Source organism: Paraburkholderia dinghuensis (assembly GCF_003837865.1).
In the GTDB taxonomy this organism is placed as follows: Bacteria; Pseudomonadota; Gammaproteobacteria; order Burkholderiales; family Burkholderiaceae; genus Paraburkholderia; species Paraburkholderia dinghuensis.
In genome coordinates, this window is sequence record NZ_RQIS01000008.1 from 168,099 (window position 1) to 183,123 (window position 15,025).

Sequence of the window (15,025 nt, forward strand, 5' to 3'; positions counted from 1 at the left end):
GAGACGACCGACAGTATGGCTGTTGCTTAACCAATCGTCATCAAGTTAGCGTTACCGCCCGCGGCGGCTGTATTAACGCTCACCGAACGCTCCGTGAGGAGACGCTCGAGTGCGTAATCTTCATCGCCGTTCGCGAGCGCATGGGCCGCGACGCCCTGCACCGAAACGATCGGCCCCGGACGCTTCGCCACTTCCTTCACGAGCGCGAGCAGCTCGTCGCTGTCGCCTTCGAAGAGCACTGCGTCGTATTGCGACGTTTCGCCACCCTTATGCACCGCGCCGTGCGCCTTCAGCGACGCCGGCAACGCGTTCACGAGCGCCTCGCCCGCTGCACCCGAAAAGAGTGCGCGATTGCCCGTCGCGAGTGCGGCGGCGAACTGGGCGCGAGCGCCAGACGCCGTCGACGGCACGCACAGCACCGTGCCGCGCGCCGAAAGCGTATAGGTGTTGCGTTCGCCCGTCGGGCCCGGGAGCACGGCCGTCGCGCCCGCGGGCACGTAGCCGAGGTAGCCGTCGCAGCGGGCCGCGAGGGCCGGTTCGCGTTCGGCGATCAGCCAGTCGCGCAGCGCTGTGAGGGCCGCTTGTGCCGAGAGCGGTGCCGACTGCGGACGCTCCGTGTTCTCACCCTGCGGCGCATCGACCACGAGCGCGTTCGAGAGCGACTTCGGCAAACCGGCCGGACGCTTCGCCAACAGACGCGACAGATACAGCGCGCCGCCGGCCTTCGGACCGGTGCCGGAGAGCCCTTCTCCGCCGAACGGCTGGACGCCGACCACCGCGCCGACCACGTTGCGGTTCACGTAGATGTTGCCCACGTGCGCGCGGCCGACCACGTGCGCGATGGTCTCGTCGATACGCGTGTGAATGCCGAGCGTGAGGCCGTAGCCCGTCGCGCGGATCTGTTCGAGCAGTTTGTCGAGCTGGCTGCGGCGATAGCGGATCACGTGCAGCACGGGGCCGAATACTTCGCGCTTGAGTTCGTCGATGCTGTCCAGTTCGATCAGCGTCGGCGGCACAAACGTGCCCTGGGCTGCTCCTTCCGGCATCGACAGTTGCACGACGTTGCGACCCTTTTCGCGCATCGCCGCGACGTGCGCGTCGATGCCACGCTTCGCGTCGACGTCGATCACGGGGCCGACGTCGGTCGAAAGGCGATCAGGATTGCCAACCGCCAGTTCCTTCATCGCGCCCTCAAGCATTTCGAGCGTGCGCTCCGCCACGTCCTCTTGCAGACACAGCACGCGCAGCGCCGAGCAGCGCTGGCCCGCCGAATCGAACGCCGATTGCAGCACGTCCGCGACAACCTGCTCCGCGAGCGCCGACGAATCGACGATCATCGCGTTCTGGCCGCCGGTTTCGGCGATCAGCGGAATCGGACGGCCTTCGGCGTCGAGGCGCTCCGAAAGCGTCTTGTTGATGAGGCGCGCGACTTCGGTCGAACCGGTGAACATCACGGCGCGCGTGCGCGGGTCGGCGACGAGCGCCGCGCCCACGGTTTCGCCGTCGCCCGGCAGCAGTTGCACGGCGCCTGCCGGAACACCCGCTTCGCGCAGGATGCGCACGGCCTGGGCCGCGATCAGCGGCGTTTGCTCGGCGGGTTTCGCGAGCACGGTGTTGCCCGCCGCGAGCGCGGCGGCCACCTGGCCCATGAAGATCGCGAGCGGGAAATTCCACGGGCTGATACAGACCACGGGGCCGAGCGGACGATGCGTGTCGTTCGAGAATTCCTCGCGGATCTGCGCCGAGTAGTAACGCAGGAAGTCGATCGCTTCACGGATCTCGGCGACGGCGTTCGGCAACGACTTGCCCGCCTCGCGCACGATCAGGCCCATCAGCGTGTGCATCTGCGCTTCGAGCAGGTCGGCAGCGCGCGCGAGGCAATCGGCGCGCGCGTCGACCGGCGTCGCCTGCCAGATCGGCGCGGCGGCTACGGCGTGCGCGAGCGCGGCGCTCACGTGTTCCGCTGTCGCGTCGACCACGGTGCCGACGACGTCGCGATGATCGGCCGGGTTACGCACGTCGCGGGCGACGCCGGACGCGATCTCATCCTGGTGGTCCTCGAGCATCGGCAGGGCGCGCCACGGATGGTTCCCGCTCGCAAGCAGCGCCGACGAGAGCGACGCGAGACGATGCTCGTTCGAAAGGTCGAGGCCCATCGAATTGAGGCGTTCGCTGCCGTAGAGATCGCGCGGCAGCGGAATCTTCGCGTGCGGCGCGCCGGGCGGGACGACCTTCGCGGCTTCGTCGATGGGGTTCGCGACCAGTTCGCTCACCGGCACCGTTTCATCGGCGATGCGGTTGACGAACGACGTGTTAGCGCCGTTTTCGAGCAGACGTCGCACGAGGTACGCAAGCAGCGTCTCATGCGTGCCGACCGGCGCGTAGACGCGGCACGGGCGGTTGAGTTTGCCCGCGGCGAGCGGCCCCGTGACTTCTTCGTACAGCGGTTCGCCCATGCCGTGCAGGCACTGGAACTCGTACTGGCCGGGATAGTAGTTCTGTCCCGCGAGGTGATAGATCGCCGAGAGCGTGTACGCGTTGTGCGTCGCGAACTGCGGGTACACGGCATCGGGTGCGCCGAGCAGCCGCTTCGCACAGGCGAGGTACGAAACGTCGGTGTAGATCTTGCGCGTATAGACCGGATAGCCTTCGAGGCCATCGACCTGGGCGCGCTTGATTTCGGTATCCCAGTACGCGCCCTTCACGAGGCGGACCATGATGCGGTGACGGCTGCGGCGGGCGAGATCGACGATGTAGTCGATCACGAACGGGCAGCGCTTCTGGTACGCCTGCACCACGAAGCCGATGCCGTTCCAGCCCTGCAGTTCCGGATCGAAGCACAGCGCTTCGAGCAGGTCGAGCGACAGTTCGAGGCGATCGGCTTCTTCGGCGTCGATGTTCAGGCCGATGTCATAGCGGCGCGCGAGTACGGCGAGCGCGCGTACGCGCGGCAGCAGTTCGCTCATCGTGCGCTCCTGCTGCGCGCGCGAATAGCGCGCATGCAGTGCGGAGAGCTTGATCGAGATGCCCGGGCCCTCGTAGATGCCGCGGCCACCGGCGGCCTTGCCGATTGCGTGGATCGCCTGCTCGTAGGAGGCGTAATAGCGCTGGGCATCGGCTTCGGTCGTGGCCGCCTCGCCGAGCATGTCGTACGAGTAGCGGAAGCCGCGCGCTTCGAACTTGCGGCTGTTCGCGAGCGCTTCCGAAATGTTCTCGCCCGTGACGAACTGCTCGCCCATCAGGCGCATCGCCATGTCGACGCCCTTGCGGATCAGCGGCTCGCCGCCCTTGCCTATCATGCGCGTGAGCGCCGACGAAAGTCCCGTCTCGCTGTTCGTCGTGACGAGCTTGCCCGTGATCATCAGGCCCCATGTGGCGGCGTTCACGAACAGCGAAGGCGCATGGCCGACGTGCGATTTCCAGTCGCCCTTGCTGATCTTGTCGCGAATCAGCGCGTCGCGCGTGGCGCGGTCAGGAATGCGCAGGAGCGCCTCGGCGAGGCACATCAACGCGACGCCTTCCTGACTCGACAGCGAAAATTCGTGGATCAAACCCTCGACGCCGCCGCCAGTACGCTTGGCACGCAGCGTCTCGACGAGTCGCGTGGCGAGCTTCGACACGTCGTCGGTCAGGTTCGTGGGCAGGCGCGCTTCGCCGATCAGGAACGGCACGCACTCCGGCTCGGGACGGCGGTACGCGGCCGTGATGGCCGCGCGCAACACCGACTGCGGTTGCACGTTCTGCGCGAATTCGAGGAACGGGTGCGACGCGGCTTCGTCCTCGACTTCGGTGCTGGCACCGTCCACGAGATCCGTAGAGCCCGCGTGGCCCGTCAGTTCGGGGGGTAGCTGGCCGTGCTCGATCCTTTCGAGATAAGCGAATATTGCCTGCTTGATGAGCCAGTGCGGCGTGCGTTCGAGGCGTGCGGCGGCATCTTTCAGCCGGGAGCGGAGGAGGTCGTCGACTTTGACGCCGAGAGTGGTGCTGGCCATGATTCCTTCGTATGCCGGGCGACACGCACCGGCGAAAGACTAAAAGTTGGCCGAATCCTAACCTTTCAGATCAAAAGGTGCAACCACTCCAGCGAGTTGGTTGCACCCCGCAAGAACCCTTATGGTGCAGGGATTTGCAGCCGACGCCCGTCCGCCGGGCTTGACGGGTTGCGCTCGGTATTTTCCCTGGCCAGGACTTATTCTGATCACCCTCAGTGAATCCACTTCCGCGCCGATATAGCTGGTATATCAAGATGAAACGATTGCGACCGCAATACGGGAGGGTGAAATGGAACAGTTCGTCGTGGTGATGGGAGTCTGGAGCATGTGCGCGGTGTGTGCCGTGCTGTTCATACGCGGCGCGGCGGCGCCCGCGGAGCGGCGGGTGAGGCTGGTAGAGGGAACGCACCGCTAATCCATCGGCTGCATGCGGCATCGCACGGCGACGGTCTCGCCGCTCGCGCGATGCCCTAAATATCGAGCGGATCGACTTCGACGTTCCAGCGCAGCACGCCACGCAGCGCACGCAGCGCCGGCTGCCACGCGCGCAATGTGGCCTGAAGCGCGGCACGCGACTGGCTCTCCACGAGCAGTTGCGCACGATGGACGTTCATCACCTTGACGATCGTCAGCGGCACCGCGTCGTAGACCGTCACCCGCTCGGACGCAGGAATCGCCGTCAGGGCATGGGCCGCCTGCGAGAGGAATTCGAGCGCCGCTTCCAGCGTGCGCCCCTCGGCACGCAGCAGCGCCTGATACACGAACGGCGGCAGATGCGCGTCGCGACGCTCCGTCAATTGTGTATTCGCAAAACCCACATAGTCATGGCGCGCCAGTGCGTGATAAAGCGCATGTCGCGGATAACGCGTCTGCACCAGCACTTCGCCGGGTAGTCCGGCGCGGCCCGCGCGGCCGCTCACCTGCATCAACTGGGAGAACAGCCGCTCGCTCGCGCGAAAGTCGTGCGAAAAGAGCGCGTTGTCGGCGTTGATCACGCCCACGAGCGACACGCGCTGGAAATCGTGACCTTTCGCGATCATCTGCGTGCCGACCAGAATATCGACGTCGCCCGCATGCACATCCGAGAACAACGCTTGCGCGCTGCCCTTGCGGCGTGTGCTGTCGGCGTCGATACGCAGCACGCGGGCGCCCGGCACCGCGCTCGCAAGCGCTTCCTCGATGCGCTGCGTGCCGCGCCCCATCGGTGCGATATCGACGTTGCCACAATCGGGGCACGAACGCGGGATGCGCGATTCCCAGCCGCAGTGGTGGCAGCGCAGCGCCCGCTCGGGCTTATGCAACACGACGTAGGCACTGCACCGAGGACAGCCCGCCACCCAGCCGCAGGCATCGCACGAGAGCACGGGCGCGTAGCCGCGCCGGTTCAGGAACACTAGGCTTTGCTCGCCGCGCTCGAGACGCGCCTTCATTGCGGCGACCAGCGGCCCCGACAGGCCCTCGAACGACGCGCGGCCGCGCCGCCGCTCCTCTTCCAGGTCGATCAACCTGATCGCGGGCAGCACCGCGTCGGCGATGGCGCGACGCGAAAGCGTGAGGCGCGTGTAGCGGCCCTGCTCGGCCTGCCACCAGCTTTCGAGCGACGGCGTCGCCGAACCAAGCACCACCGGGACGCCGAGCTGCTTTGCCCGCCACACGGCGAGATCGCGCGCGGAATAGCGCAGCCCTTCCTGCTGCTTGTAGGCGGGATCGTGCTCCTCGTCGACGACGAGCATCGCGAGGCGCGGCAGGGAAGCCAATACGGCCAGACGCGTGCCGAGCACGATGCGCGCGCGGCCCGTGTGAGCCGCGAGCCAGTTGCGCGCACGCTCGCCTTCGGCGAGCCCGCTGTGGAGTGTGACGATCGCATCGTCGGCGAGCGTGGCCGCGAAACGCGTGCGGAAGGCCGCTTCGAACTGCGGCGTCAGATTGATTTCGGGGACGAGGACGAGCGCCTGGGCGTCAGGCTCGCGTTCGAGCAACGCGGCCAGCGCGCGCAGATAGACCTCCGTCTTGCCACTGCCGGTCACGCCGTGCAGCAGGAACGGCGCGAAGCTGCGGGCGGCCTGGATCGCGTCGACGGCGGCGGCCTGCTCGTCGCTCAGCGTCGGGCCCTGCACGGTTTCAGCACCCGCGCACTTCGCAGCCACGGGTCCCGCGCCGAACTCGACACGCTCATATTCGACCCAGCCCGCCTCGCGCCAGCTTTCCAGCGTGGGCGCGGCCTTTGGGTGGAGCGCTTTGGCGTCGGCGAGATCGAGTTCGCCGGTTTCCGCCAACGCCTCTGCCAGCCGGCGCAGCGCCTGCGCGCGCGCGGGCAGTGCTTCTGGAAGCGCCTCGCGGCCCGCCGGCAGCAGGCGGTAGCGCTCCTCGGGCGCGAGTAGGCGGTTCCAGCGCGACGGGTCGCGCAGCGCCTGCGGCAGCCCGGGCAGCGCCACTTCGCCGAGACCGCGCTGATAGTAGTCGGCGGCGAAAGCCGCAAGCTCGAGCCATTGCCCGGAGAGCGGCGGGCACGCGGCGCAGACGGCGCTCACGTCACGAAGCTTGTCGGCGGGAACGTCGCTGTGCGAATCCACTTCGCATACGAGACCCACCACGTCGCGCCGGCCGAACGGCACGCGCACCAGCATGCCGGGCTGCGGGGCGGGTGCGCTGGCCGGGTAGCGATAGTCGTATAGCACCGGCAGCGGGTGGTCCAGCGCGACGCGCACGAATCCCGCCGTCAAGGGTATCTCCTGGTCCGTGTCTGTGTCCTGGCGCACACACCCACGAACTTAAAGTAAAACTTTATATTTCGCGCTAAGTTTTGGATTCCGCAGAACAATCGAGCCCCCGACCCTGCGCCTGTGGATAACTTTGTTGAGAACTCGCAACCCGCCGGCCCCAGGCGCCGCCGCAGCGCCATTGTGTTGGACAGCGCACAAAACGCCATGGAGCGCCGAAAGCCTTGCCTGTCAAGGGCCCGATTGATCGTTAGCGGACATGGGTACCCCGTTGCGGCAATATTTCCCTCTTGCGCGCCGCAACGAGGCAAGTGTGTATAAGTCAAGTCTTGACTTCTCCGGAAGTGCCTCTGGCTGGCCATCTCGGCATGCCTGTCCACCGGCGTCCGGAGTACGACGCATTGCGTCGCAACAAAACCATCGTCAGGTGCCGGCGTGAATCGCCCGGCTGTGGCTGTGAACTTCGTCGACCAGTTCCGCCACGCTCTCCGGCGGCGTGAACTGCGAAATACCGTGCCCCAGATTGAACACATGACCCGGATGCGCCCCGAAGCTGTCAAGCACCGCGCGCGCTTCGGCGCGAATCGCTGCTGGCGACGCGAACAACACCGTCGGGTCCAGATTGCCCTGCAGCGCCACACGCCCGCCCACGCGCTCGCGCGCGCGTCCAAGGTTCACCGTCCAGTCGAGGCCGACTGCGTCGACGCCAATCGTCGCGATTTCGTCGAGCCATAGCCCGCCGCCCTTCGTGAACGTGATGACCGGCACACGCCGACCGTCGTGCTCGCGCTTGAGGGCCGCGACGACCTGCGCGATGTATTGGAGCGAGAAGCGTTGATAGGCGCCGTCCGCCAGCGCGCCACCCCAGGTGTCGAAGATCATGACGGCCTGCGCGCCCGCTTCGATCTGCGCGTTCAGATAGGCGGCGACGGCTTGCGCGTTCACATCGAGGATGCGCTGCATCAGGTCCGGCCGCGCGTACAGCATCGACTTCACCGTGCGGAAGTCATCCGAGCCGCCACCCTCGACCATGTAGCACGCGAGCGTCCACGGGCTACCGGAAAAGCCGATCAGCGGCACACGCTGACGGCCTTGCGCATCGGTCAGCGCGCGGCGGATTTCCCGCACGGCGTCCGTAACGTAGCCGAGCGTCGCACCGATGTCCGGCACCGCGAGCTTCGCGACATCGGCTTCCGTGCGCACCGGACGCGCGAACTTCGGCCCCTCGCCCGCCTGGAAATCGAGGCCGAGGCCCATGGCGTCAGGAATGGTGAGAATGTCCGAGAACAGGATGGCGGCGTCGAGCGGATAACGATCGAGCGGCTGCAGCGTGACTTCGGTCGCGTAATCGGGGTTCTTCGCGAGGCCGAGGAAGCTGCCGGCGCGGCTGCGCGTGGCGTTGTACTCCGGCAGATAGCGGCCTGCCTGGCGCATCAGCCAGATCGGCGTGTACTCGGTCGGCTGGCGCAGCAGCGCGCGCAGAAAAGTGTCGTTCAGAAGTGTGTGGGCCACGAGCAGGGAACGCCGGGAGGCGCTTCAGGATTCAGGAGCAAGCCGCTATTTTACCGGAGCGGCCGCCCGCCGACGCCGCGTCACAAACGGCATAACCAGCGACCGAACGCCACCAGGTCAGCCGCTGCTTAACCGTCGCGTGCGTGTTAGCTATCATCGGTGGCCTTTCCGAACGATTACATCAATGCAACCACAAACTGGGGGAGACACCATGAGGAAAGCGTCGATCGTTCACCTCATCACTGCGGGCGCCGTGCTGGGCGCAGCCGCATTCGTGCAACCCGCGTTCGCGCAAAGCACGGCGACGCCCTCGCGACTCGACGAAGTGATCGCACGCGGTACGCTGCGCGTCTGCACGACGGGCGATTACAAGCCCTACTCGTTCCACCGTGCGGATGACACGTTCGAGGGTATCGACATCGACATGAGCGCGTCGCTTGCGAAATCGCTCGGTGTGAAAACGGAGTTCGTGAAGACGACGTGGTCGAGCCTGATGACCGACTTCCTCGCGAAATGCGACATCGCGGTGGGCGGTGTGTCGACGTTGCTCGAACGCCAGAAGCGCGCATTCTTCACGGAAGCGTATCAAGTGGATGGCAAGACGCCGATCGTGCGTTGCGCCGACGTCGCCAAATACCAGACGCTCACGCAAATCGACCAGCCGACGACTCGCGTCATCGTGAATCCGGGCGGTACGAACGAACGCTTTGCGCGGCAGTTCCTCACGCACGCCAACCTCACCGTGTACCCGGACAACGTAACCGTGTTCAAACAGATCCTCGAAGGCAAGGCCGACGTGATGGTCACCGATGCCTCTGAAACGCTGCTTCAGCAAAAGCTCAATCCTGGCCTGTGCTCGGTGCATCCGGACAAGCCGTTCCAGTACGGCGAGAAGGCGTGGATGGTGCCGCGAGGCGACGTCGTGTTCCAGCAATATGTGAATCAGTGGCTCCATCTGCTTCAGGCAAGCGGCGACTATCAGTCGATCTCGGACAAGTGGCTCAAGTGAGTCACCGTCTTGGCTTGCACTGCGTGCGTTGAACCACTCACGGAGTTGTAGCCGTGGATTCGAGTGCGCAAATTTTTGAGGACTTCGTTGGATGGACCGCGGACGGCGCCGATGCCGTCCGCAAAACTGCAAGGCATGCGCGTTTGCCTGGACGAATACACTCGAATGCCCGCGCGCCGGGCATTGGTTCATGCCCGGCGAATTGCCCGCTGACGAATGGACTATCCCGCTATCTGTAAGCTACCGAACGGACCGGTAAGAATGACTCAGACATAATGTTCAGGACGGCAAAAAATCCCGCAAAGCCTTATCTGGCGGGCGTTACAACCTGAAACACTTTGTTACCGTCAAGGTTCACTAATTCGCCCACAATGCCTTCAACGGTTTCAACACGGATGTGGTCGGGTGTGAGTTTGTGTACACGAATCACCGGCCAGTCGGCATCACGCCGAAGCTCTCTCAAGGGGCATCTGTGCTGGAGCCGTGACCGGCGTGTGCAGCACGTCCCACTGCCGGCTCCTCCTTTGGTCTCCTCGCGCTAACCCCGTAGCGTGTGGTTTTTAGCGGGCTCCAGGCCCGCTTTTTTTTCGTCTGCGTTTTGGGATTAACGTCCCGTCTGCTTCGCAATCCTTCGCTTTCCCAGGCATCGCGGCGCATCGCCCGCGGCACACTTGCGCGTCACCGCGGGCTGTCTCGCTCACGCCGTCTTCTGCTCGCCGATCTTCAGTTCGTCCATCATGCGCGCGCGCATTACAAATTTTTGCACCTTGCCCGTTACGGTCATCGGGAGTTCGTTCACGAACCGGATGTATTTCGGAATCTTGTAGTGGGCAATCTGCCCCTGGCAGAACGCCTGAATCTCCTCCGCACTCGCCTCTTCGCCGGGACGCAGCACGATCCACGCACAGACCTCTTCGCCGTATTTCGCATCGGGCACGCCGAACACCTGCACGGACTGCACCTTCGGATGCCTGAACAGGAATTCTTCGATCTCGCGCGGATAGATGTTCTCGCCGCCGCGGATCAACATGTCTTTAATGCGCCCGACGATGTTGCAGTAACCGTCCGCGTCGATCGTCGCGAGATCGCCCGTGTGCATCCAGCCATCGACGATCGCTTCCGCCGTCCTGGCGTCATCGCCCCAGTAACCGCGCATCACCGAATAGCCCTTCGTGCAAAGCTCCCCGGTAACGCCGACCGGCACGATGTTGCCAAGCGGATCGACAATCTTCACCTCCAGGTGCGGCTGGATGCGTCCGACCGTGGTCGTGCGCTTATCGAGCGGATCGGTCGTCGAACTCTGGAACGACACCGGGCTCGTCTCCGTCATGCCGTACGCAATCGTGATTTCCGCGAGATGCATCTTCGACACGACGTGTTTCATCGTCTCGATCGGACACGGCGAGCCGGCCATGATGCCGGTGCGCAAGTGCCTCAGATCGAAGCTCGCGAAGTCCGGGTGATCGAGTTCGGCGATGAACATGGTCGGCACGCCGTGCAGCGCAGTACATCCCTCCTCCGATACCGCTTCGAGCGTCGCGCGCGGATCGAACGCCTCGCCGGGGAACACCATGGTCGCGCCCACCGACACGCAAGCCAGCACCGCGAGCACCATGCCGAAACAGTGATAGAGCGGCACCGGGATGCAGAGCGAATCCGCTTCGGTGAGCCGCATGGCCATCGCAATGAAGCGCCCGTTGTTGAGGACGTTGCGATGCGTGAGCGTGGCGCCCTTCGGATTGCCCGTCGTGCCGCTCGTGAACTGGATATTAATCGGATCGTCTGCGGAAAGCGTCGCGCTGATCCCGTCCAGTTCCGCCTTGCCGGTCCGCTCGAGCCGCTCGCGCCCCATCTCCACCAGCTCGCCGAAATTGAGCATGCCGGGCGTTTCGGTGTCGCACATGCGGATTACTGCGCGCAGATCCGGCAAGCGCGCGGCACGCAGATCGCCGGGCGTAGCATTCGCCAGTTCGGGGGCCAGCGTCTGCAGCATTTCGAGGTACTTCGTGGACTTGAAGCTCTCGGCCGTGACAATCGCCTTGCAGCCGACCTTGTTCAGCGCGTATTCGAGTTCGGCGAGGCGGTAGGCGGGATTGATGTTGACCAGAACCGCACCGATGCGAGCCGTGGCGAACTGCGTAAGCAGCCACTCGACCCGATTCGGCGACCAGATACCGACACGGTCGCCCGGCACGATGCCAAGCGCAAGAAAGCCCGCGGCGAGCACATCGACTTCATCGGCAAACTCGCGCCAGGTCCATCGGATGCCCTGTTCGCGAAACACGACAGCCGGCCGCTCGGGAAACCGTTGAACGGTTTCAAGGAGGAATGCGCCGATGGTCGCGTCGCTGAGTGGCGTCGCGGTCGTGCCGCGCACGTAGGAAAGCCCGTCTTTCGGCGCGATGAGCGCTTCGCGCGCACCCGCTGCGTCGATTGCCATGGTGCCTGTCTCCTCCAGGAGTCTCGCTCCCGAATGAAAAGTATTTGAAAAACATTCTGCCACCAGCGCCAGGCGCGACGGCATCAAGTTTTACCCGCAACGTACGGGCTGCGGTCGAGGCCGTCGAAGACGTCATCAACGGACACGAAGGAGTGATTTCGCCTTACCTTTCCGTAAACGTCAAGTGCCACTCGCAATTTTCGCTATCGGCGTGCAGACTGGCGCAGTGGCGTTTTCCGTTGCACACTAATCGGACGCACAAAAAAGAAAAGGGCTCCCATTGGGAGCCCTTCTCCGTTCGCGCTCTGCGACGCATAAGCGCCGCATGCGCACCAGATCAATGCTGGTTCATCTTGCGCAGGCGCTGGATCGCCGCGAGTTGCGCGACCGCGTAGGCGAGTTCCGCCTGCGCCGTTGCGTACTCGAGGTTCGAGCCTGCGTTCTGCAGCGCCTCTTCAGCGCGCTTGCGCGCGTCGGCGGCCTTCGCTTCGTCGAGGTCCTTGCCGCGGATCGCGGTGTCGGCGAGCACCGTCACGGCGCCCGGCTGCACTTCGAGAATGCCACCGGCGACGAACACGAACTCTTCCTCGCCTTCTGCCGAGACAATACGCACCGCACCCGGACGAATCCGCGTGATCAGCGGCGTGTGACCCGGCAGGATGCCCAGCTCGCCCGCCTCGCCCGGAAGCGCGACGAACTTCGCCTGGCCGTCGAAGATGCTCTCTTCGGCGCTGACGACGTCTACCTTGATGGTTGCTGCCATATGTGTCGACTCCTGTGTCGATCGGAGCTGGCGCTTTAGCGCCTACTCCGATCCCATGCACAGCACGGGTTGAGTAGTTGCGACGGCGCTTCAACCACGAAGCGCTGCGCCGCAATGCCTGCAACTCAACCTTTACTGGATCTTCTTGGCCTTTTCGAAGGCTTCGTCAATCGTGCCGACCATGTAGAACGCCTGCTCCGGCAGGTGATCGCACTCGCCTTCGACGATCATCTTGAAGCCACGGATCGTTTCCTTGAGCGGCACGTACTTGCCCGGCGAGCCCGTGAAGACTTCCGCGACGTGGAACGGCTGCGACAGGAAACGCTGGATCTTACGTGCGCGGGCGACCGACAGCTTGTCTTCCGGCGACAGTTCGTCCATGCCCAGAATCGCGATAATGTCGCGCAGTTCCTTGTAGCGCTGCAGCGTTTGCTGCACGCCGCGCGTGATCGAGTAGTGCTCTTCGCCGATGACGTTCGGGTCGATCTGACGCGAGGTCGAGTCGAGCGGGTCGACTGCGGGGTAGATACCCAGCGAGGCGATGTCACGCGACAGAACGACGGTTGCGTCCAAGTGGCCGAAGGTCGTAGCCGGCGACGGGTCGGTCAAGTCGTCCGCAGGGACGTACACGGCCTGAACCGACGTAATCGAGCCGGTCTTCGTCGACGTAATACGCTCTTGCAGCTTGCCCATTTCTTCAGCCAGCGTCGGCTGATAGCCCACTGCCGACGGCATACGGCCGAGCAGTGCCGACACTTCGGTACCGGCCAGCGTGAAACGGTAGATGTTGTCGACGAAGAACAGCACGTCGAGGCCTTCGTCACGGAAGTGCTCGGCCATCGTCAGGCCGGTCAGCGCGACGCGCAGACGGTTGCCCGGCGGCTCGTTCATCTGGCCGTACACGAGCGCGACCTTGTCGAGAACGTTCGAGTCCTTCATTTCGTGGTAGAAGTCGTTGCCCTCACGGGTACGCTCGCCCACGCCCGCGAACACGGAGTAACCGCCGTGCGCCTTCGCGATGTTGTTGATGAGCTCCATCATGTTGACGGTCTTGCCCACGCCTGCACCACCGAACAGACCGACCTTGCCGCCCTTTGCGAACGGGCAGATCAGGTCGATAACCTTGATGCCCGTTTCGAGCAGTTCGGACGACGGCGACAGTTCGTCGAACGACGGCGCCTTCTGGTGGATCGAGCGCGTCTTTTCGCTCGCGATCGGGCCGGCTTCGTCAATCGGGCGACCGAGCACGTCCATGATGCGGCCGAGCGTCGGCTTGCCGACCGGCACGCTGATGGGGTTGCCCGTGTTCTTGACCACGACACCGCGGCGCAGACCGTCCGACGCACCCAGACAGATCGTACGGACCACGCCGTCGCCGAGCTGCTGCTGCACTTCGAGGGTCAGTTCCGTCCCTTCGAGGATCAGCGCGTCGTAAATCTTCGGCATGTGCTCACGCGGGAATTCCACGTCGATCACCGCGCCGATGCACTGTACGATCTTGCCTTCTACCAAAGCAGTTGTACTCATCGATTTTCCTTTAGATACCTGAATTCTTCACTCGCCCACCGATGCACGGCGGCGCGGTTTCGCACTCGTCGCTTGTCCACTGCGCCCGGTCAGACCGCTGCTGCGCCGCCGACGATTTCCGAAAGTTCCTTCGTAATCGCGGCCTGGCGGCTCTTGTTGTACGAGAGCTGCAGTTCGTTGATGACCGTCTTCGCGTTGTCCGACGCGGCCTTCATCGCCACCATCCGTGCCGACTGCTCCGACGCCATGTTCTCCGCAACGGCCTGATAGACCAGTGCTTCCACATAGCGAACCAGCAGTTCGTCCACAACGGTCTGCGCGTCCGGCTCGTAGATGTAGTCCCACGCGGACTTCGGCGTCGTGCCGTCGTCGTTGCTCTCGAGGCGTTCGGCCGACAGCGGCAGCAACTGCTCGATCACCGGCTCCTGCTTCATCGTGTTGACGAAGCGCGTGTACGCAAGATACACCGCCGAGAGCTTGCCCTCGGCGTACTGGTCGAGCTGCACCTTCACCGCGCCGATCAGCTTCTCGAGGTGCGGCGTATCGCCTAGCTGCACGACGTTCGAAACAACCTTCGCACGCAGACGATTCAGGAAGCCGAGGCCCCTGCTGCCGATACCCGTCGCTTCGACGGTCTTGCCTTCGGCTTCGAGTTCCTTGAACTTCTGCAGCGTCGCACGCAGCACGTTGGTGTTCATGCCGCCGCACAGACCCTTGTCGGTCGTGACGAGAATGACGCCGGCCACTTTCGCATCGCTGTTTTCCGTCATGAACGGATGACGATACTCGGGATTCGCACGGCTCATGTGCGCAGCGATGTCGCGGACCCGGTCGGCATACGGGCGGGCGGCGCGCATGCGCTCCTGGGCGCGGCGCATCTTCGATGCCGCGACCATTTCCATCGCCTTGGTGATCTTGCGCGTGTTTTGCACGCTCTTGATCTTGCCGCGAATTTCCTTCATTCCAGCCATTGCTTGCTCCTTGATCGAAGCGAGGCGGGCGCCTCACCTGCTACGCACCGCCTTGCCTCAATGTCCGTTTATCGTTGGATGATTCCCGGAC

The 15,025-nt window shown here is 64.3% G+C and carries 9 protein-coding genes; 2 read left to right on the forward strand and 7 right to left on the reverse strand.

Annotation, left to right across the window (positions count from 1 at the left end; all coding sequences use genetic code 11):
• Positions 1-26 precede the first annotated feature (26 nt).
• Complete coding sequence (putA, locus tag D1Y85_RS12975) at positions 27-3,992, reverse strand: trifunctional transcriptional regulator/proline dehydrogenase/L-glutamate gamma-semialdehyde dehydrogenase (RefSeq protein WP_124151463.1); 3,966 nt, start codon at positions 3,990-3,992, stop codon at positions 27-29.
• A gap of 289 nt (positions 3,993-4,281) precedes the next feature.
• On the opposite strand from putA, the gene D1Y85_RS27925 reads away from it, so the two are divergent.
• Positions 4,282-4,407, forward strand: coding sequence for a hypothetical protein (locus D1Y85_RS27925; protein WP_281278282.1), 126 nt, complete (start codon positions 4,282-4,284; stop codon positions 4,405-4,407).
• A gap of 55 nt (positions 4,408-4,462) precedes the next feature.
• Here D1Y85_RS27925 and D1Y85_RS12980 read toward each other — a convergent pair whose 3' ends face one another.
• Both D1Y85_RS12980 and hemE read right to left on the reverse strand, forming a co-directional pair.
• Positions 4,463-6,715, reverse strand: coding sequence for a primosomal protein N' (locus tag D1Y85_RS12980; protein WP_124151464.1), 2,253 nt, complete (start codon positions 6,713-6,715; stop codon positions 4,463-4,465).
• A 420-nt stretch (positions 6,716-7,135) separates the two neighbouring features.
• Positions 7,136-8,224 carry a uroporphyrinogen decarboxylase gene (gene hemE, locus D1Y85_RS12990; RefSeq protein WP_124151465.1) on the reverse strand — a complete coding sequence of 363 codons (1,089 nt, stop codon included), beginning with the start codon at positions 8,222-8,224 and terminating at the stop codon, positions 7,136-7,138.
• Positions 8,225-8,435: 211 nt separating this feature from the next.
• Here hemE and D1Y85_RS12995 point away from each other — a divergent pair, with 211 nt between their 5' ends.
• Entirely contained in the window at positions 8,436-9,233 is a 798-nt protein-coding gene (locus tag D1Y85_RS12995) for a transporter substrate-binding domain-containing protein (protein WP_124151466.1), read from the forward strand.
• A 697-nt stretch (positions 9,234-9,930) separates the two neighbouring features.
• Here D1Y85_RS12995 and D1Y85_RS13005 read toward each other — a convergent pair.
• The 4 genes from D1Y85_RS13005 to atpG form a co-directional block, all read right to left on the reverse strand.
• On the reverse strand, positions 9,931-11,673 hold the full coding sequence (locus tag D1Y85_RS13005; RefSeq protein ID WP_124151467.1) for an AMP-binding protein: 1,743 nt from the start codon (positions 11,671-11,673) through the stop codon (positions 9,931-9,933).
• A 337-nt stretch (positions 11,674-12,010) separates the two neighbouring features.
• Entirely contained in the window at positions 12,011-12,436 is a 426-nt protein-coding gene (locus D1Y85_RS13010; protein WP_124151468.1) for a F0F1 ATP synthase subunit epsilon, read from the reverse strand.
• Positions 12,437-12,568: 132 nt separating this feature from the next.
• Complete coding sequence (atpD, locus tag D1Y85_RS13015) at positions 12,569-13,963, reverse strand: F0F1 ATP synthase subunit beta (protein WP_124151469.1); 1,395 nt, start codon at positions 13,961-13,963, stop codon at positions 12,569-12,571.
• An 89-nt stretch (positions 13,964-14,052) separates the two neighbouring features.
• Complete coding sequence (atpG, locus tag D1Y85_RS13020) at positions 14,053-14,934, reverse strand: F0F1 ATP synthase subunit gamma (RefSeq protein ID WP_124151470.1); 882 nt, start codon at positions 14,932-14,934, stop codon at positions 14,053-14,055.
• Positions 14,935-15,025 lie beyond the last annotated feature (91 nt).